This is a genomic window from Azorhizobium doebereinerae UFLA1-100, assembly GCF_000473085.1.
In the GTDB taxonomy this organism is placed as follows: Bacteria; Pseudomonadota; Alphaproteobacteria; order Rhizobiales; family Xanthobacteraceae; genus Azorhizobium; species Azorhizobium doebereinerae.
In genome coordinates, this window is record NZ_AXBA01000026.1 from 17,792 (window position 1) to 34,268 (window position 16,477).

The 16,477-nt window shown below is 69.9% G+C and carries 16 protein-coding genes and 1 pseudogene; 7 read left to right on the plus strand and 10 right to left on the minus strand.

Features of this window, described 5'->3' with window-relative positions; genetic code table 11:
* Positions 1 to 15 precede the first annotated feature (15 nt).
* Positions 16 to 927, plus strand: coding sequence for an alpha/beta hydrolase (locus YU1_RS30055; protein ID WP_051356995.1), 912 nt, complete (start codon positions 16 to 18; stop codon positions 925 to 927).
* Positions 928 to 948: 21 nt separating this feature from the next.
* On the opposite strand, the gene YU1_RS0117910 is transcribed toward YU1_RS30055, so the two are convergent.
* The 6 genes from YU1_RS0117910 to YU1_RS0117935 are packed head-to-tail and all read right to left on the minus strand — an operon-like array spanning position 949 to position 5,842.
* On the minus strand, positions 949 to 2,070 hold the full coding sequence (locus YU1_RS0117910) for a CaiB/BaiF CoA transferase family protein (protein ID WP_029005253.1): 1,122 nt from the start codon (positions 2,068 to 2,070) through the stop codon (positions 949 to 951).
* A 4-nt stretch (positions 2,071 to 2,074) separates the two neighbouring features.
* Positions 2,075 to 2,395 (minus strand): 2Fe-2S iron-sulfur cluster-binding protein, encoded by a 321-nt coding sequence (locus tag YU1_RS0117915; RefSeq protein ID WP_029005254.1) that lies wholly within the window; start codon positions 2,393 to 2,395, stop codon positions 2,075 to 2,077.
* A gap of 46 nt (positions 2,396 to 2,441) precedes the next feature.
* Positions 2,442 to 3,179, minus strand: coding sequence for an SDR family NAD(P)-dependent oxidoreductase (locus YU1_RS0117920; RefSeq protein WP_029005255.1), 738 nt, complete (start codon positions 3,177 to 3,179; stop codon positions 2,442 to 2,444).
* Positions 3,176 to 4,015: an enoyl-CoA hydratase/isomerase family protein gene (locus YU1_RS0117925; protein WP_035715803.1), complete on the minus strand. Its 840-nt coding sequence runs from the start codon at positions 4,013 to 4,015 to the stop codon at positions 3,176 to 3,178. The genes YU1_RS0117920 and YU1_RS0117925 overlap by 4 nt, the downstream gene beginning before the upstream one ends.
* Before the next feature lie 7 nt (positions 4,016 to 4,022).
* On the minus strand, positions 4,023 to 4,556 hold the full coding sequence (locus tag YU1_RS0117930; protein ID WP_029005257.1) for an aromatic-ring-hydroxylating dioxygenase subunit beta: 534 nt from the start codon (positions 4,554 to 4,556) through the stop codon (positions 4,023 to 4,025).
* Complete coding sequence (locus YU1_RS0117935; protein ID WP_051356996.1) at positions 4,556 to 5,842, minus strand: aromatic ring-hydroxylating oxygenase subunit alpha; 1,287 nt, start codon at positions 5,840 to 5,842, stop codon at positions 4,556 to 4,558. The genes YU1_RS0117930 and YU1_RS0117935 overlap by 1 nt, the downstream gene beginning before the upstream one ends.
* Positions 5,843 to 6,222: 380 nt before the next feature.
* On the opposite strand from YU1_RS0117935, the gene YU1_RS0117940 reads away from it, so the two are divergent.
* From YU1_RS0117940 to YU1_RS0117960, 5 genes and pseudogenes are all read left to right on the plus strand, one after another.
* The gene (locus tag YU1_RS0117940) at positions 6,223 to 7,359 is read left to right on the plus strand and encodes an ABC transporter substrate-binding protein (RefSeq protein WP_029005259.1); all 1,137 of its coding nucleotides are present in this window, start codon (positions 6,223 to 6,225) and stop codon (positions 7,357 to 7,359) included.
* A gap of 240 nt (positions 7,360 to 7,599) precedes the next feature.
* A complete protein-coding gene (locus YU1_RS0117945; RefSeq protein ID WP_029005260.1) occupies positions 7,600 to 8,472 on the plus strand; it encodes a branched-chain amino acid ABC transporter permease in 873 nt (290 codons plus the stop codon).
* 2 nt (positions 8,473 to 8,474) lie between these two features.
* Positions 8,475 to 9,431, plus strand: coding sequence for a branched-chain amino acid ABC transporter permease (locus tag YU1_RS0117950; RefSeq protein ID WP_029005261.1), 957 nt, complete (start codon positions 8,475 to 8,477; stop codon positions 9,429 to 9,431).
* Positions 9,428 to 10,211: pseudogene (locus tag YU1_RS30060) on the plus strand (ABC transporter ATP-binding protein). Before YU1_RS0117950 ends, YU1_RS30060 begins: the two are co-directional and overlap by 4 nt.
* A complete protein-coding gene (locus YU1_RS0117960; protein WP_029005262.1) occupies positions 10,198 to 10,899 on the plus strand; it encodes an ABC transporter ATP-binding protein in 702 nt (233 codons plus the stop codon). Before YU1_RS30060 ends, YU1_RS0117960 begins: the two are co-directional and overlap by 14 nt.
* A gap of 94 nt (positions 10,900 to 10,993) precedes the next feature.
* Here the strand turns inward: YU1_RS0117960 and YU1_RS0117965 are convergent, their stop codons facing one another.
* From YU1_RS0117965 to mhpA, 3 genes are all read right to left on the minus strand, one after another.
* Complete coding sequence (locus tag YU1_RS0117965; RefSeq protein WP_029005263.1) at positions 10,994 to 11,788, minus strand: DNA-binding transcriptional regulator; 795 nt, start codon at positions 11,786 to 11,788, stop codon at positions 10,994 to 10,996.
* 123 nt (positions 11,789 to 11,911) lie between these two features.
* Positions 11,912 to 12,754, minus strand: coding sequence for a fumarylacetoacetate hydrolase family protein (locus YU1_RS0117970; RefSeq protein ID WP_029005264.1), 843 nt, complete (start codon positions 12,752 to 12,754; stop codon positions 11,912 to 11,914).
* Between the two features lie 80 nt (positions 12,755 to 12,834).
* Complete coding sequence (gene mhpA / locus YU1_RS0117975) at positions 12,835 to 14,364, minus strand: bifunctional 3-(3-hydroxy-phenyl)propionate/3-hydroxycinnamic acid hydroxylase MhpA (protein WP_029005265.1); 1,530 nt, start codon at positions 14,362 to 14,364, stop codon at positions 12,835 to 12,837.
* 170 nt (positions 14,365 to 14,534) lie between these two features.
* Between mhpA and YU1_RS0117980 the strand changes: the two genes are divergently transcribed.
* Positions 14,535 to 15,347, plus strand: a complete 813-nt coding sequence (locus YU1_RS0117980) for a beta-keto acid cleavage family enzyme (protein WP_029005266.1) — start codon at positions 14,535 to 14,537, stop codon at positions 15,345 to 15,347.
* A gap of 31 nt (positions 15,348 to 15,378) precedes the next feature.
* Here the strand turns inward: YU1_RS0117980 and YU1_RS0117985 are convergent, their stop codons facing one another.
* Positions 15,379 to 16,347: a VOC family protein gene (locus YU1_RS0117985; protein WP_029005267.1), complete on the minus strand. Its 969-nt coding sequence runs from the start codon at positions 16,345 to 16,347 to the stop codon at positions 15,379 to 15,381.
* Positions 16,348 to 16,477 lie beyond the last annotated feature (130 nt).

A 16,477-nucleotide genomic window follows, 5' to 3' on the forward strand; every position in this document is an offset into this window, starting at 1 on the left:
GCGCCGGATGCCGTGATGATTGAGCCTGTTCCCTGCCTTCCCGACAGCGCCGAGGCCTTCGGGCGGGTCCGTGCGCGCATCGCGGCCGCGACCTCCGCCTGGGCGGCGGGCATGAGCCTCGCCGAGATCCGCGCCAGCTTCGAGGCCTTCCTCGGCGCGGGCGAGGGGGCGCCCCGCGTGCGGCGCACGCCGCACAGGCTCGCCGGCCTTCCCGCCTGCACGTTCGATGCTCCCGGCGGGGAGGCCGGCCGCACGCTGCTCTATTGCCACGGCGGCGGCTTCCAGATCGGCTCGGTGCGCTCCCATGCCGGGCTGATGGCGCGCCTGGCCGAGGCCAGCGGGATGCGGGTGCTGGGCTTCGACTATCGCCTCGCGCCGGAACACCGCTTTCCTGCGGCGCCCGACGATGCTTTCGCCATCTACCGCGCGCTGGCGGAGGCGGGCGAGGTGCCGCTCGCCTTGGTGGGGGATTCCGCCGGCGGCGGGCTCGCCCTTGGCACCGTCATGCGGGCGCGGGATGCCGGCCTGCCGCTGCCGAAGGCGCTGGTGCTGCTCTCGCCCTGGCTCGACCTGACCATGGGCGGGGAGAGCTACAGGGTGTTGGCGGAGAAGGACATCTTCTCCCGCCCCGAGCAGCTCAGGGCCATGGCGCGCACCTATCTCGGCCGCGACCACATGCCTGCCGATCCAGCCGCCTCGCCGGTGCTGGGCGATCTTTCCGGCCTGCCGCCCATTCTGGTGCATGCGGGCGGCCACGACATCACGCTCGACGACAGCCATCTCCTTGCCGACCGCGCGGCGGCACGGGGGAGCCGTGTGGAGGTCGAGGTGTTCGAGGGCATGTGCCACCATTTCCAGGTGTTCGAGGAACTGCCCGAGGCGGCTCTCTCCCTCGCCCGCATCGGTGCCTTCCTGCGCGCCCTCTGAACGGTCGCCTGCGCCGGTCGCTCAGGGATCGAGCCGGGCCGGATCAAGACCCCAGTCGGCGAGGATCTCGCGACCATGCGCGCCCGGCGCGGCCGGCCCGTGGGCAACGGCGGAGGGCGTCTGCGAGAAGCGCGGCGCCGGCGCGGGCTGCACCACGCCGTCCACCGTCACGAAGGCGCCGCGGGCCTGGGCGTGAGGATCGGCGGCGGCCTCGTCCCAGTCGAGGATGGGGGTGACGCAGGCATCCGTGCCGGCGAACAGGCCGGCCCAGTGGTCGCGCGGCTCGGTCAGGAAGATCGCCGCGAGACGGGCGCGCAGCTTTCCCCAGGCGGCGGGATCGGCGGCGTGGGTGAACTCGGCCGCGTCGAGGCCGAGCCCGTCGATGAGGTTGCGATGGAACCGGCCCTCGACCGGCGCCACGGCGAGGAACTTCCCGTCCGCGCAGGCATAGGTGCTGTAGAAATAGGCCCCGCCATCGAGCAGGTTCGCCTGCCGCTCGCCGCCCCACAGGCCGCCGGCGCGGAAGCCCCAGAACATGGCGGCGAGCAGCGAGGCGCCGTCGGTCATGGCGGCATCCACCACCTGGCCCGCGCCGGACGTCCGCGCGCCCAGGAGCGCCGACACCATGCCGAAGGCCATCAGCATGCCGCCGCCGCCGAAATCGGCCACGAGGTTCAGCGGCACGGGCGGCGGCGCATCCGCCGGGCCCATGGCGGCCAGCGCGCCGGTCAGGCCGAGATAGTTGAGGTCGTGCCCGGCCGCGTCCTTGCGCGGGCCTTCCTGGCCCCAGCCGGTCATGCGGCCGTAGACGAGGCGCGGGTTGGCGGCGAGGCACGCCTCCGGCCCGAGGCCGAGCCGCTCCATCACGCCCGGCCGGAAGCCCTCGATGAGGCCGTCGGCGCGGGCGACGAGATCCAGCATCACCGCGCGGTCCCTGTCCGCTTTCAGGTCGAGGGCGATGGACCTGCGGCCCCGCGCCAGCACGTCGAAGCGGGTGTTCATGAGCGGGATTTCGGGCCGCTGGCCGGCCTGGTGGACGCGGATGACCTCGGCGCCCGCATCCGCCAGCATCATGGCGGCGAACGGGGCGGGGCCGAGGCCGACCAACTCGACGATGCGCAGTCCGGCAAGGGGGCCCGGCATCGGCTCAGCCCTGGCCGGCGGGCAGGTGGACGACGAGGCCGTCGAGCGCCGCCGCCACCTTCACCTGGCAGGAGAGGCGGGACGTCTCGCCCACGTCTTCGGCGAACTCCAGCATGTCGCGCTCCATGCCGGCCGCCTCGCCCACGCGCGCGCACCACGCCGGATCCACATGCACGTGGCAGGTGGCACACGAGCAGGCGCCGCCGCATTCGGCCACGATGCCCGGCACATTGGCGCGGCGGGCACATTCCATGACACTGAGCCCGTCCTGCGCATCGATCTCGATGCGCAGGCCAGCGGGCGTGACGAAGACGATCCGGGTCATCGGGGCTCCCCTCGGATATTGGGTCTTGCTTTAAGGACGGCTTGGCTCAGGCGCCACACCCCATGCCGCCGGAGACGCCCAGCACCTCGCCGGTGATGAAGGAGGCGTCCTGCGAGGCGAGGAAGGCGACGGCGGCGGCCACTTCCCGCGGCTTGCCGATGCGGCGCATCAGCGTGAGGGCTGCCATGTCGTCGAGGATCTTCTCGCCCACCGCGTCCACCGCCCGCTCCACCATGGGGGTGCGGATGGGGCCCGGCGCGACCGCGTTGGCGGTGATGCCGTAGCGGGCGTTCTCGCGGGCGATGGAGCGGGTGAAGCCGATGAGGCCCGCCTTCGCGGCGGCATAGACCGCGCCGCCCTTCGAGCCGAGCCGCCCAGCCTCGGAGGCGACGTTCACCAGGCGTCCGTAGCGCGCCGCCTGCATGGCCGGCAGCGCGAGGCGGGTGAAGAGGAAGGCGGTCTCAAGGTTCACCGACAGCAGGAAGCGCCAGTCCTCGGCCGTGGTGTCGGTGAAGAAGGCATGCTGGTCGGCGCCGATATTGTTCACCAGCACCTCAAACGGGGCGTGGGCGGAAAACAGCGCTTCGGCAGCGGCCGCGTCCGTGCCGTCCATCTGCACGAAGGCGGCGGAGGTCTCGGACGCGAGCGCGTGTCCGGCGGCGCCGTCGCGGTCGCAAAACACGACGGCGAGGCCGTCCGCGCGCAGCCGGCGGACGATGGCGGCGCCGATGCCGGCGCCGCCTCCGGTGACGAGGGCACGCCGCCCGGGACCCGCCCCGCTCATCGGCCGACGAAGACCGGCTTGCGCTTCTCGATCACCGCTGCGAGCCCCTCGCGGGAGTCGGCGGTGAAGGACAGCTCGGAGACGGTGCGCGCCTCTTCCGGCAGGGCTCGCTCCACATCCAGCGCGTTCCACAGGAGGCGCTTGGTGGCGGCGAGCGCCAGCGGCGCGCCGGAGGCATAGGTGCGCGCGGCCTTCCGCGCCTCGGCCTGGAGCGCGTCGTCGGGCACGCACCTGGTGATGAGGCCGATGGCCTGGGCCTCGGCCGCATCGACGATGCGGTTGGAGAGCATGATCTCCGTCGCCCGGCGGAAGCCCACCAGATGCGGCAGGATCACCGAGGCGCCGGCGTCCGGGGCCATGCCCACGCGCGTCGCGCCGGCCAGGAATTTCGCCCCGTCGCCGGCGATCACGATGTCGGAGGCACAGACGAGGCCGAGCCCGCCGCCGCCGGCGGCATAGCCGTGGACCTCGGTGACGACGATGGCCTTCAGGCGGATGAGCGCGCCGATGGCCACCTGCAGATAGGCCGTCACCTCGCGCAGGAAGTCGCCGAGCGCCTCGCCCTTGGCGGCGAACTCGCGCACGTCGCCGCCGGCGCAGAAATTGGCGCCGGCGCCGCGCAGGTGCACCACGCGCACATCCGGCGCGCGGTGCACCGCCATGATCGCCCGGTAGAGCGCCTGCATCAGCTCGATGTTCATGCCGTTGGCCGCGCCGGGGCGGTTCAGCGTGAGGGTGGCGACGCCCTCGGCATAATCGAGCAGGACCGGCCCTTCGCCGATCCAGGTTTCGGGCGCGGCGGTCTGGGCGGAGGCCGCGGAAGTGCTCTGTGTCATGGGGGCCTCAGACCAGGAAGGAGAGGGTGTAGATGGGCTTGTTGTTGTTCACGAGCGCGATCTTCTTGCGCACCAGGCGGAAGGCGCCGTCCACCATGCGCAGGCGGTAGACATTGCGCGCCGCCCACAGGGTGTCGCCGCGCAGGTTGTCCTCGTAGATGAGCACGTTGGCGCGGACGTCCACCTCGCTGCCGCGGACCTCGGCGACCTCGATATTGGAGATCACGCGGGCCAGCTCCGAACGCGGCGTCTGGGTGTGGCGGCGCCCGGTCTTGAGCTGGCGGATGCGCACGCCGATGCGCGAGCGGTTGTCGTAGAGCACCGACATCTCCTTCTCGGGATCGGTGTCGTCGCCATTGGCCGGAACCCAGTAGATGGCGTCGTCGGTCCACAGCGCTTCCCAGCCGTCATAGTCGTGAGTATCGGCGAGGCGGGCCTCCAGATAGAGGAACTGCGCTACCTGGTGGTGCAGCGCCGCGGGCTCGGCGGCGGCGAGATCGGGGGCGGACACGTCCGCGAAGGATTGGGCGAGGGCGGTCATCAGCGGGCCTCGGTCATCAGGTTGAGGTAGTGGCGCCAGATGCCGCGCTGCGGCGTCTCGTCGGTGGAATGGGCGATGCGGAAACCGTTCTCGTCGAGCCGCTCGCGGTGCAGGCCGCGCGACAGCACCAGCCATTCGGGATCGAGGATCTGCGCGCCACGATGGTTGCGCTCGTACATCTCGGTGTCGTCGGCGAGCAGCAGGCCGGCGGGGCCGACCGAGCCCATGGTCTGCTGGCGCAGGCGGCGGTTGATGTCGGGCGCGCCCTTGAACTGCACGGCGGTGACATGCTGGATGGTCTCGTCCACCGCCACCGGCTGCAGGACGAAGATCTGGATTTCGGCGATGAACAGGTTGGGGAAGATCATGACGTGGGGTGAGCCGTCGATCATGATCTGGCGGGCGCGTTCCTCACCATAGGCCGCGTTCATGGACTTCACGTAGTCGGGCAGGCGCTCGGGCGTGGTGCCGAACCATTGCAGCGGCTTGTCGTTCTTGCGCCATTCGGGGCGCAGGTCGAACTCGGTGTGGCCGTTTCCATAGTCGCGGGTGAGCGCGGTGGAGTCTGCGCCGTAGAGGCTGCCGATGCCCGAGCTCGTCACCTGGAAGACGGAGCCGTGGACGAAGCCGGGGTGATAGCCGTCCGTCTCGTTCTCCAGCATGAACTTCCAGTTGGCCTTGGTGCGGTGCTGGAGAAAGCCGGCGGTGAGTTCCAGTTCGCCGGTGGGCGAATTGTCGAGCAACTGGTCGAGCGCGGCCTTGGCACCGCCGAGGTGCTCCTCGATCGAGATGCCCTCCTCGGCCATCGAGCCGAAGACGAAGCCGCGATAGACGGCGATGCGCGGCACCTTGCCGAGGTTGAGCCCGGCCTTGCTCTGGCCCTCGTAGCCGTCCGGGAGGGCATAGCCCATCAGGTCGCCGGTATTGGAGAAGGTCCAGGAGTGGTAGGGGCAGGTGAAGCTGGTGCGATTGCCCTTCTGGTAGGCGCACAGCTGGTTGCCGCGGTGGGGACATTTGTTGAGCAGGAGGCGCACCTCGCCGTCCTTGTCGCGCACCATCAGCACCGGCATGGGGCCGATCGACTTGGTGACGTAGTCGTTCTTGTTCGGAATCTCGCTGGTGTGGCCCACATAGACCCAGGTCTTGTACCAGATCTTCTCCAGCTCTTCCTGGAAGATGGCCGGATCATAATAGAGCCGGCTGTTGATGCGCGCGGGCTCAATGAGCGCGTGGTAGTCGCGCGCCCCTGCGGAGGCTGCGGCTTCGGACACGGCGGCGTGCGGCATGGCGATCCATCCCCATTGTTGCGTCGGCTTGGCGTAAAATTCATCGAACGATCGATCTAAATATTTCGGTCTGACCGATGCATGTCAAGCGCTGTGGCCCGACCGAAGTGGGCATTATTTTTGGCGACGAGGCTACGTCGAGTGGTAATAAAAATCGTTTAATCATTTGAATTTGAACGGGAATTCTTGACTTTCGACCCAGTGGACGCGGGCTGCAAATTCTGATGGAAATGCGAGCCGATCTGAATTAAAAAAGATCGAACGATCTAATGATAATAGATCGGAAGCGTGACGCGCCATCGCCTTTCCGCCGCATGCCCTCCAGCCACGGCGGCGGGGCGGCGCTCCGGCGACGTCACCGGCAAGTCTGGGGAGAACACATGAAGAGGATTGCGACAGGCGTCGTCGCGCTGGCCCTGATGGCCACCGCCGCCAGCGCCGACATCAAGATCGGTGCCATCGTCTCGGAGACGGGACCTGCCTCCTCGCTCGGCGATCCTGAGGCCAAGACCATCCGCATGATGGTGGAGGCACTGAACGCCAAGGGCGGCATCAAGGGTGAGAAGGCGAAGCTCGTCCTCTATGACGACGGCGGCGACCCTTCCAAGGCCAAGACCTTCGCCACCCGCCTGGTGGAGGACGACGGCGTCGTCGCCATGGTCGGCGGCACCACGACCGGCACCTCGCTCGCCATCCTCGCGGTGGCGGAGGACAGCAAGGTGCCCTTCATCTCGCTGGCCGGCGCCATCGAGATCATCGATCCGGTGAAGCCCTATGTCTTCAAGACCCCGCACACCGACCGCATGGCGTGCCTGAAGATTTTCGCGGACATGAAGAGCCGCGGCCTCACCCGGATCGGCCTCATCTCCGGCACCGACGGCTTCGGCGCCTCCATGCGCGCCCAGTGCCTCGCGGTCGCCAAGTCCTCCGGCATCGAGATCGTCGCCGACGAGACCTACGGGCCGAAGGATGCGGACATCACCCCGCAGCTCACCAACATCCGCAACAGACCGGGCATCCAGGCGGTGCTGAACAGCGGCTTCGGCCAGGGGCCGGCCACCATCACCCGCAACTATGCGCAGCTGGGCATCGCCTTGCCGCTGTACCAGTCCCATGGCGTCGCCTCCAACGCCTTCATCGAGCTCTCCGGGGCCAAGAACGCCGAGGGCGTGCGCCTGCCGGGGACCGCGCTGCTGGTGGGCGAGCTGCTCGATCCCAAGGACCCGCAGAAGCCCGTGGTGCTGGCCTACAAGGCTAATTTCGAGAAGGCCGCCGGCGGGGCGCCGGTCTCCACCTTCGGCGGCTACGCCCACGACGCCATGCTCATCCTCGCGGAGGCCATGGCGAAGGCGCCCTCCGCCAAGCCCGCGGCGATCCGCGACGCCATCGAGGCCACCACCGGCCTCGTCGGCACCACCGGGGCCTACACCTATTCGAAGACCGATCATCTCGGCCTCGACCTGTCCGCCTTCCGCATGCTGGAGATCAGCAACGGCGGCTGGAAGCTGGTGCCGTAGCAAGGCCCGGCCCGGCGCCGGACCGAGCACCGATCCGCGTGTTCTCCGTCGCCGCCCGGACCGCCCTCCTGAACCTGGAGGCGTGCGGCGGCGACGGAGACAAAGACAAGCCGCCCCCAGGGACGCATCGCGTCCGCCGGGCAAGAGCGGCCCCTTCCACACAGGGTGAGACGGCCATCCCCGTGCCTTCGGGCTCGGGCCGGCGCGCCGCCTCGAACCGCCCGCGGGGAGCGAGCGAACATGTCCGATCTGTTGCAGTTCCTGGCCTCGGGGGTGACGGTGGGCGCGGTCTATGCGCTCGTCGCCCTTGGCTTCACCATCATCTACAACGCCTCCGACGTGGTGAACTTCGCCCAGGGCGAGTTCGTGATGCTGGGCGGCATGATCTCGGTGGCCGGCGTCGCCGCCGGGCTGCCGCTGCCGCTCGCCGCGCTGATCGCCATCGTGGCGACGGCGGCCATCGGCGTGGCGCTGAACACCTTCGCCATCGAGCCGGCGCGCGGGGCGCCGGTGGTGTCGCTCATCATCATCACCATCGGCGCCTCCATCTTCATCCGCGGCGTCACCCAGATCGTGCTCGACAAGGGCACGCACCGCCTGCCGTCCTTCTCGGGCGACGCGCCGTTCCACGTCCTCGGCGCCACCGTGCTGCCGCAGAGCCTGTGGGTGGTGGCGGGAGCGGTGGCGATCTTCGTCGCGCTCTGGCTGTTCTTCACCCGCACGCTCACCGGGCGCGCGGTGCTCGCCACCTCCAACAACCGCCTGGCGGCGCAGCTCGTGGGCATCAACACGAAGTTCGTGATGACGCTCTCCTTCGCCCTGTCCGCCGCCATCGGCGCGCTGGCGGGCGTGCTCATCACCCCCATCCTGCCGACCAGTTTCGAGGTCGGCATCTCGCTGGCGCTGAAGGGGTTCGCCGCCGCCATGCTGGGCGGCATGGGCAACCCCAAGGGCGCGCTGGCAGGCGGCCTGCTGCTCGGCCTGATGGAGGCGCTGACGGCCGGCTACATCTCGTCCCATTACAAGGATGCGGTGGCCTTCTTCGTCATCCTCGCGGTGCTGTTCGCCTTCCCGCGCGGCCTCTACGGCAGCAATCCGACAGAGCGGGTGTGACCATGCGGCTCTCGTCGAAGCAGTCCACCCTGCTGGTGCTGGCGGCGCTGATGATCGTCAGCCCGTTCTTCTTCCCCTCCAATTACTACTACCGCATCGGCTCGCTGGTCTTCGTCAATTCCATCGCGGTGGTGGGCATCGTCATCCTCACCGGCTATGCCGGGCAGATCAGCCTCGGCCATGCGGGCTTCCTCGGCATCGGCGGCTATGCCTGCGCCCTGCTGCCGATCCATCTCGGCGTGCCCCCCGCGCTGGCGGCGGTGCTGGGCGCGGTGCTCTCCGGCATCATCGCCTATGGGGTGGGGCGGCCGATCCTGCGGCTGAAGGGCTATTACCTCGCCGTGGCGAGCCTCGGCTTCGGCGTGCTGGTGGCCATGGTGCTGGCCAACGAAGGCTGGCTGACCGGCGGGCCGGACGGCGTCAAGGTGCCCGATCCGGGCCTGCGCGCGGCGCTGGAATGGCTCGGCATCCCGCTCGCCAATCCGCAATTGTGGTACGCCTTTTCGGGCCTCGTGCTGTTCGTCGGCGCCTGGCTGGCGCTGAACCTGCGCGACAGCCCCACCGGCCGCGCGCTGCGGGCGCTGCACGGCTCGGAGGTGGCGGCGCGCACGGCCGGCGTGGACATCGCCCGGGCCAAGCTGAACGCCTTCGTCATCTCCGCCGTCTATGCCTCGGTGGCCGGCTCGCTGCTGGCGTTGCAGAACCGCCTGATCACGCCTGACGTCGCCGGCTTCATGCACTCCATCGAGCTTGTCACCATGGCGGTGCTGGGCGGGGCGGGCTCGGTGCTCGGCGGCATCTTCGGCGCCGCGCTGCTCACACTGCTGCCCCAGGTGCTCACCGTGCTCCAGGACTATGAGCACGTGGTGCTGGGCCTTGTCATGATGCTGGTGATGATCTTCCTGCCGGCGGGGCTGATCCCGAGCGCCCGGCGTCTTCTGCGGGGGAGGGGGGAATGAGCCTGCTTCAAGTGGAGCGCCTCGGCATCTCCTTCGGCGGCGTGAGGGCGGTCAGCGAGGTCTCCTTCGCTCTGGATGCGGGGCAGATCGTCTCCGTCATCGGTCCGAACGGGGCGGGCAAGACCACGCTGTTCAACATGATCTCCGGCGTCTACCTGCCGCAATCCGGCACGGTGCGCCTCGACGGCGAGGCGGTGACCGGCATGCGCCCGGACCTGCTCGCCGGCCGCGGCATGTCGCGCACCTTCCAGAACCTCCAGATCTTCCACGAGATGAGCGTGCTGGAGAACGTCATCGTCGGCTTCCACATGCATGAGCGGGGGCCGGTGATCTGCGACCTGCTGGGGCTTCCCGGGTCGCGCCGGCGCGCGCGCGGCGGCCGAGGGCGCCCGCGTTCTGCTGGAGCGGGTGGGGCTGGAGCGGGCGGCGGAGCGCGAGGCCGGCGCGCTGTCCTACGGCGCGCTGAAGCGGCTGGAGATCGCCCGTGCCCTCGCCGCGCGGCCGCGGGTGCTCCTGCTCGACGAGCCGGCGGCCGGCTGCAACGCGGTGGAGACGGAGGAGATCGACCGCCTCATCTGCGAGGTGGCCAGGACCGGGGTCGCCATCCTGCTGGTGGAGCACGACATGAAGCTGGTGATGCGCCTCTCCGACACCATCGTGGTGCTGGACCACGGCGAGAAGATCGCCGAGGGCCATCCGGCGGCGGTGAGCCGCGACCCCAGGGTGATCGCGGCCTATCTCGGTGCCGGCACGACGGAGGCGTTCCATGCTCACGGTTGAAGGGCTGCGCTCGCGCTACGGCCGCATCGAGGTCCTGCACGGGGTGGACCTGACCGTCGGCTCGGGCGAGATCGTCACCGTGGTCGGGGCCAACGGCGCGGGCAAGACCACGCTGCTGCGCTGCCTCTCCGGCGTGCAGCCGGTGAGCGGCGGCGCCATCACCTTCCGGGGCGAGGCGCTGGCTTCCGTTCCCGCCTATCGGCGGGTGGCGCGCGGGCTGGCCCAGTCGCCGGAGGGGCGGCAGGTCTTCACCAATCTCAGCGTGGAGGAGAATCTCCGCCTCGGCGCCTTCATCTTCGCCGACGACCGGGTGGAGCGTGACATGGCGGACGCCTTCGCCATGTTCCCCATCCTCAAGGAGAAGCGCAACCAGCTCGCCGGCGGGCTGTCCGGCGGGCAGCAGCAGATGCTGGCCATCGCCCGCGCGCTCATGGGCCGGCCGGCCTGCCTGCTGCTGGACGAGCCGTCCATGGGGCTCGCGCCCATCCTGGTGGCGCAGATCTTCGAGGTGGTGAAGAACCTGAAGGCGCTTGGCGTGACCGTGCTGCTGGTGGAGCAGAATGCCTTCGGCGCGCTCTCGGTGGCGGACCGCGGCTATGTGATGGAAACCGGCCGCGTGACCATGGTCGGCCCGGCCGACGAACTGATCGCCGATCCCCGCGTCCGGGAGGCCTATCTGGGTCTCTAGGTCCAGGTCCCAAGAGCGCGCCTGATGGGGCTATTATCGTGATCCCCATCGGCGGCGCGTGGCCTGTCGCCGCCTTGTCGCCGTTCCGCCGCCGTCATTTCTCCCCAAGGCGGCCGGCGATGGCTGCGGCGACTTCGGTCAGCGTCTTCTCGTGGGTGCGAATGGCCTCCGGCAGCGTGAGCGCCGACCTGATCCAGATCATGGATACGACGGCTTCCACTCTTTGCCCGACCATCACGGGCACGGCGATGCTGTTGGTCTTGGGCCTGAACTCGCCACCGTCACGCACGGCAAAGCCCTTCTCCTGGGCCTCGTTCAGGCAGCGGGTGAGCCAGGCGGCATCGAGGAAGGGGCGATCCTGAACATCGTCGATGCTGCGGAGATGGCCAAGGATGATCTCGCGGTCTGCCGGCGGGCAATAGGCGAGATAGGCGCGCCCGGCGGATGTCCGGAGCATGGGCAGACGGAATCCGATCATGCCACGATCGATGGACAAGGGGCTGCGCGTATGGGTGGTTTCCTGGATCACCATGGCCGCGTCTTCGTAGGTGGTGAGATCCAGAGGCCACACGAGACGGGGGGCGTATTGGCCGAACACCGGCCCCGCGGCCTGGCAGATGCGGGCTTGGGCGGCATATCCCTCGCCGAGGCTTGCGGCGAGGCGGGTGACGCGGACCTGCGCGGACGAGGCGGAGAAGGCGACGTACCCCTCCTCCTCCAGCGTCTGCAGCAGGCGGTAGACGGTGGGACGCGGAATATCGAGCGCCCGGGCGATGTCCGCCGCCGACGTGCTGCCGCAGGCATTGATGTGGCGCAGCACCGACAGGCCGCGGCGCAGCGCGCGAACACCATCGCTTTTCTCGGGCGTCAGGCCGCTGTCCTCGTTCATGTCCCGTCCCGTCGGATGCCCCCCGGCGCTGGCATCTGCATCGTACAGAATGCAGGCGCGCCGTGCCCAGCGTCTTGCGGGCACGGCACGCTTCAAAATGCCCCGTTCCAGGTCAGGGGGTGATCAGCGTTCCGCCACCACGGGATTGCGCAGCACGCCGATGCCGCTCACTTCCACCTCGACCACGTCGCCGTCCTTCATGAACAGCTTGGGCGTGCGGCGCGCGCCGACGCCCCCGGGCGTGCCGGAGACGATCACGTCGCCGGGCAGCAGCGGCAGGATGGCGGAGGTGTAGGCGATCAGCGTCGGGATGGGCGTGATCATCAGGTCCACGCTGGTCTGCTGCACCTGCTGGCCGTTGAGGCGGGTGGTGAGCTTGAGCTGCGTCGGATCGGGGATCTCGTCGGCGCTCACCATCCACGGCCCGAAGCCGCCGGTGGCGGCGAACGTCTTGCCGGGCATGAATTGCGAGGTGTGGCGCTGCCAGTCGCGGACGCTGCCGTCATTGTAGCAGGCATAGCCGGCCACGTGGGACAGGGCGTCCGCCTCGGAAATGCGCCGTCCCCCCTTGCCGATGATCACCGCCAGTTCGCCCTCATAGTCGAACTCGTCGGATTCGAGCGGCTTCACCAGCGCCGCGCCGGACCCCACCTGGCTGCCCGCATAGCGGGCGAACAGCATGGGATTGGGCGTGGCGGTGCGCCCGGTCTCGGTCACGTGGTCATGATAGTTGAGGCCCACGCACACGATCTTGTCCGGGTCCGGAATGACCGGATTGAGCGTGACGTCGGCCAGGGCGAAATCGGCCGGTGCCGTGGCGAAGGCGGCGGCCCGCTCCAGCCCGCCGGCGATGAAGGCCCGCAGCGTCGGCGCCTCCGGGAAGCGGGGGGCGAGATCCACCAACCCGCCGTCGGTCACCAGACCGTAGGTGGCGCGGCCGGCATGGGTGAAGGAAGCAAACTTCATGGGGGAACCTTTTCCTTGAGCGTCTTCTGGGGGGATGAAGTGCTTGTGGGGCGGAGCCCGGACCGCGACGCGCGCCCGGATCAGGCCGCGGAGGCACGCTGTGGCAGATACGGCGCCAGCCAGCCCGACAGGGCGGCAAGGTCGCCTTCGTCCCGGGCGGCCCCCGCCACGTAGCGGTCGGGCCGCATCAGCAGGGCGGCGGCACCCGCCGCGCCAAGGAGCGCGGTCAGGTCCGGGCAGTCCGCCTCGGTGACGACGGCGATGCCGGCCTCCTCGAAGCGCTGCCGGGCGTGCTCGCTCGCGCCGGCCCACAGCCGATCGGCGGCGAGCAGGGCGAAGCCATAGCCCACGGCGTCATCGAGCCGCCGTCCGTCGCCGAGCCGGGGCTGGGCGATCCGCGTGCCGGCGAGATCGACATGGCCGGTCGCGAGGCCCGGCCCCAGCCGCGGCACCCGGCTGCGGATGCGGACCACGCCGTCCGCGTCGCGGAAGGCGGCGTTGAGGGCGGCCTCGGTGCCGCAGGTGTTGATGAGGCCGCCGAGGCGCACCGCCGTCTCGATATAGGCGCGCGCATCGGGTCCGCGCTCGCTCTGGTAGGTGTCGAGCAGGGTGTCGCCGGCGCGGCCGTCCACCACCGCCTTCAGCTTCCAGGCGAGATTGGCCACGTCGCGGATGCCGGAGCACATGCCCTGTCCCATGAAGGGCGGCGTCTGGTGCGCGGCGTCGCCGGCGAGCAGCAGCCGGCCGGACCGCCACTGGCGGGCGACGGCGGAGTGGAAGGTGTAGACCGCCGCGCGCTCCAGTTCCGCCTCGTCCGGCGAGAGCCAGGGTGCCAGCAGCGACCAGACCTTCTGCGGGTGGACCACCGCGCGGCTGTCCTCCTCCGGCAGCACCGTGATCTCCCAGCGCCGGCGGTCGCCGGGGCCTCGGACATAGGTGGCCGGCCGCGCCGGGGTGCAATACTGGATGGTGTGGTCGCCGAGGGTGGGTTTCGGCCGGCGCAGCACCACGTCCACCACCAGCCAGCGCTCATGGAAGCCGAGGTCGTCCATGGAGGCGCCGATGAAGCGGCGCACCAGCGAGCGTGCTCCGTCGCAGCCCACCACATAGCGGGCGCGGGCCCGGCACAGCCGGCCGGTGCCCAGATCCTCATAGCGGACGGTGACGCCGTCGCGGTCCTGCTCGAAGGCGAAGGCGTCGCAGCGGGCCTGCACCGTGACGCAGGCGAAGCGCTTCAGCCCATCACGCAAGGTGCGCTCCAGATCCGGCTGGTGGAAGCGGTAGCTGGCATGCCAGCCCTGTGCACCGATCTCCTGCGGGCGGGGCCAGTCCATCAGCAGCGCGCCGTCCGCATCCACGAAGCGCATGCCGGGATTGAGCCGCGTGCTGGGGGCGATCGCCTCGGCGAGGCCGATGGTCTGGAACACGCGCATGACTTCGTCGTCGAAATGCACCGCGCGGGGCAGATGGTAGGCTTCGGTCTCGCGCTCCAGAACCAGCGTCGAGAGGCCCTGCATCCCGAGCAAGTTGGCGAGCGTCGCCCCCACCGGGCCGAGGCCGACGATGACGATGTCGAACTGTTCTGCGGGCTTTTCGGCGGTGTCGGGCATCGTCCCCTCCATGTTCTTGGCGTCCTGCGAGCGCGACTGATCCCAGAGGGGGAGGGCGCCTTCAACACGGGCGGCGGGAGCGTCCGTCAGGTGGACAAGGACATCGGAGCGCATACGACGTGGGCGTGCTCGGCTAGAAAGACGCGAGGCACGACGGCAAGCGAGGTTCCATGCGGCCCATTCTCATCATGTCGGCGATCAACGGCGCCCGCCGCACCAAGGCGGACCATCCCGCCCTGCCCATGTCCGCGGCGGACATCGCCACCGAGAGCCTGCGCTGCGCGGCGGCGGGGGCGAGCGCGATCCACCTGCACGTGCGCGACGACGAAGGCCGCCACAGCCTCGATGCCGGCCGCTATGCGGAGGCCATCGCCGAGATCCGGCACCGGGGCGCCGGCGACCTCATCCTCCAGGTCACCACCGAGGCGGTGGGACTTTACCGGCCGGAGGAGCAGATGGCGCTGGTGCGGACGCTGCGCCCGGAGGCATTCTCCGTGGCCGTGCGCGAGCTGTTCAGCGACCCCACGTTGGCGGGCGAGGTGGCCGCCTTCCTCGCGGCCTGCGCGGGGGATGGGATGGCGGTGCAATACATCCTCTATGACGCGGCCGACGTGCAGCGCTTCGACCATCTCGCGGAGGCCGGGGCGATTCCGCTCGCCAACGCCGCGCAACTCTTCGTTCTCGGGCGCTATGGTGACGGTCCGCCGTCCACCCCGGCCGCCATCCTCGGCTTCCTCGCCGCCCGGCGGCATACGCCCGACTGGTCGGTGTGCGCTTTCGGCCCCACGGAAAGCGCCTGCTGCATGGCCGCCGCTCTGCTGGGCGGCGACGTGCGCATGGGGTTCGAGAACAATCTGCACCTGCCGGATGGACAGGTGGCGCCCGACAATGCGGCGCTGGTGGCGCATTTCGCCGGAGCGGCGCAGGCGCTCGGGCTGCGGCCGCTGTCGCTGCCGGAAGCGCGGGCGCGGCTGGGGCTGTGAGCACCCCGGCCGGCCCGGCGCGGCGGCGGGCTCAGCCGGCGAGTTGGCCGTAGAGCCAGGGGCAATCCGCCACGGCCGGCGCCCGGATGCCGTGCGCGGCGGCGTCGAGGCGCATCTGGCGCAGGCGGGCCCGGGGCTCCTCCGGCAGATACAGCCGCTCGTGCCCCCAGAAGCTCGGCCCGGCGAAGGTCTCGTGGGGCTCCCAGGTGGCGGGATCGATCAGCCGCCCGCCCCAGCCGTTCTCCACGAAGAAGCCGGAGGGCGAGTGGGCATAGAAGGAGGTCATGTAGTCGTTGGTGTGGCGCCCCAGCGTGTAGGCCACCCGCCCCTCCTGCAACTGGGCGAGATCATAGCCCTGGCCCACGTCGTCCAGATTGCGGAACTCCACCATGAAGTGATGGAAGCCGATCTGTCCCGAGCCCACCATGGCGAAGCTGTGGTGGCGTTCGTTGACATGGAAGAAGTAGAGCGGGTAGGGCGTCAGCCCATAGTCGCTCACGTGGAAGCCCAGCACGTCGCGATAGAAGGGCAGCAGCGCGTCGATGCGCACGGCGTGCAGCACCGCGTGGCCCATGCCGAGGGCGCCGGTGCGGAAGCCCGAGATGGGACGGCCCGGCACGAAGGGGTCGCTGGCTCGCATGGGGTTGAAGAACAGCTCCACGCGGTTGCCGTCGGGATCCTCGAAGATGATCAGGTCTTCAACAAAGCGCTGGTCGGCGAGGGCGCGGGTGCCCCGCCGCACCATCGCTCCGGCCGCTTCCAGGCGGGCGCCGAAATGGTCGAGGTCGGACTTCTCGGCCACCTCCCACCCCATGGCGGCGAGCACCGGACCGGCCTCGTCCACCACGAACAGGCGCTGGCGGCGGTCATCCATGCGGAAGGTGCGGGCCGCCTTGGTCACGTCCATCGCCTGCATGGCGAGCAGGCCGGAGGCGAAGTCGTGCCAGTCGCTCATCCTGTCCGAGCGGATGCCGAGATAGCCGAGCGCGATGATGCCCATGGCGGTTCCTTCCTGCTGGGTGTTCTGGTGGCGGCTCCGGTGGGCCTTTCCATGCGGCGACCGGAGCGCCTGTCCTCTTAGGCGGAACCGGCGGGCGCCGTCGCCCGCCGGTTCGCTTGGGTCCGCAGGG

Coding starts and splice junctions, on each gene's coding strand:
- YU1_RS0117980 (WP_029005266.1), top strand. CDS start 14,535: ATGCGGCCCATTCTCATCATGTCGGCGATCAACGGCGCCCGCCGCACC.
- YU1_RS0117940 (WP_029005259.1), top strand. CDS start 6,223: ATGAAGAGGATTGCGACAGGCGTCGTCGCGCTGGCCCTGATGGCCACC.
- YU1_RS0117930 (WP_029005257.1), bottom strand. CDS start 4,556: ATGACCGCCCTCGCCCAATCCTTCGCGGACGTGTCCGCCCCCGATCTC.
- YU1_RS0117970 (WP_029005264.1), bottom strand. CDS start 12,754: ATGAAGTTTGCTTCCTTCACCCATGCCGGCCGCGCCACCTACGGTCTG.
- YU1_RS0117945 (WP_029005260.1), top strand. CDS start 7,600: ATGTCCGATCTGTTGCAGTTCCTGGCCTCGGGGGTGACGGTGGGCGCG.
- mhpA (WP_029005265.1), bottom strand. CDS start 14,364: ATGCCCGACACCGCCGAAAAGCCCGCAGAACAGTTCGACATCGTCATC.
- YU1_RS0117935 (WP_051356996.1), bottom strand. CDS start 5,842: ATGCCGCACGCCGCCGTGTCCGAAGCCGCAGCCTCCGCAGGGGCGCGC.
- YU1_RS0117920 (WP_029005255.1), bottom strand. CDS start 3,179: ATGAGCGGGGCGGGTCCCGGGCGGCGTGCCCTCGTCACCGGAGGCGGC.
- YU1_RS0117910 (WP_029005253.1), bottom strand. CDS start 2,070: ATGCCGGGCCCCCTTGCCGGACTGCGCATCGTCGAGTTGGTCGGCCTC.
- YU1_RS0117925 (WP_035715803.1), bottom strand. CDS start 4,015: ATGACACAGAGCACTTCCGCGGCCTCCGCCCAGACCGCCGCGCCCGAA.
- YU1_RS0117960 (WP_029005262.1), top strand. CDS start 10,198: ATGCTCACGGTTGAAGGGCTGCGCTCGCGCTACGGCCGCATCGAGGTC.
- YU1_RS0117950 (WP_029005261.1), top strand. CDS start 8,475: ATGCGGCTCTCGTCGAAGCAGTCCACCCTGCTGGTGCTGGCGGCGCTG.
- YU1_RS30055 (WP_051356995.1), top strand. CDS start 16: ATGATTGAGCCTGTTCCCTGCCTTCCCGACAGCGCCGAGGCCTTCGGG.
- YU1_RS0117915 (WP_029005254.1), bottom strand. CDS start 2,395: ATGACCCGGATCGTCTTCGTCACGCCCGCTGGCCTGCGCATCGAGATC.
- YU1_RS0117965 (WP_029005263.1), bottom strand. CDS start 11,788: ATGAACGAGGACAGCGGCCTGACGCCCGAGAAAAGCGATGGTGTTCGC.
- YU1_RS0117985 (WP_029005267.1), bottom strand. CDS start 16,347: ATGGGCATCATCGCGCTCGGCTATCTCGGCATCCGCTCGGACAGGATG.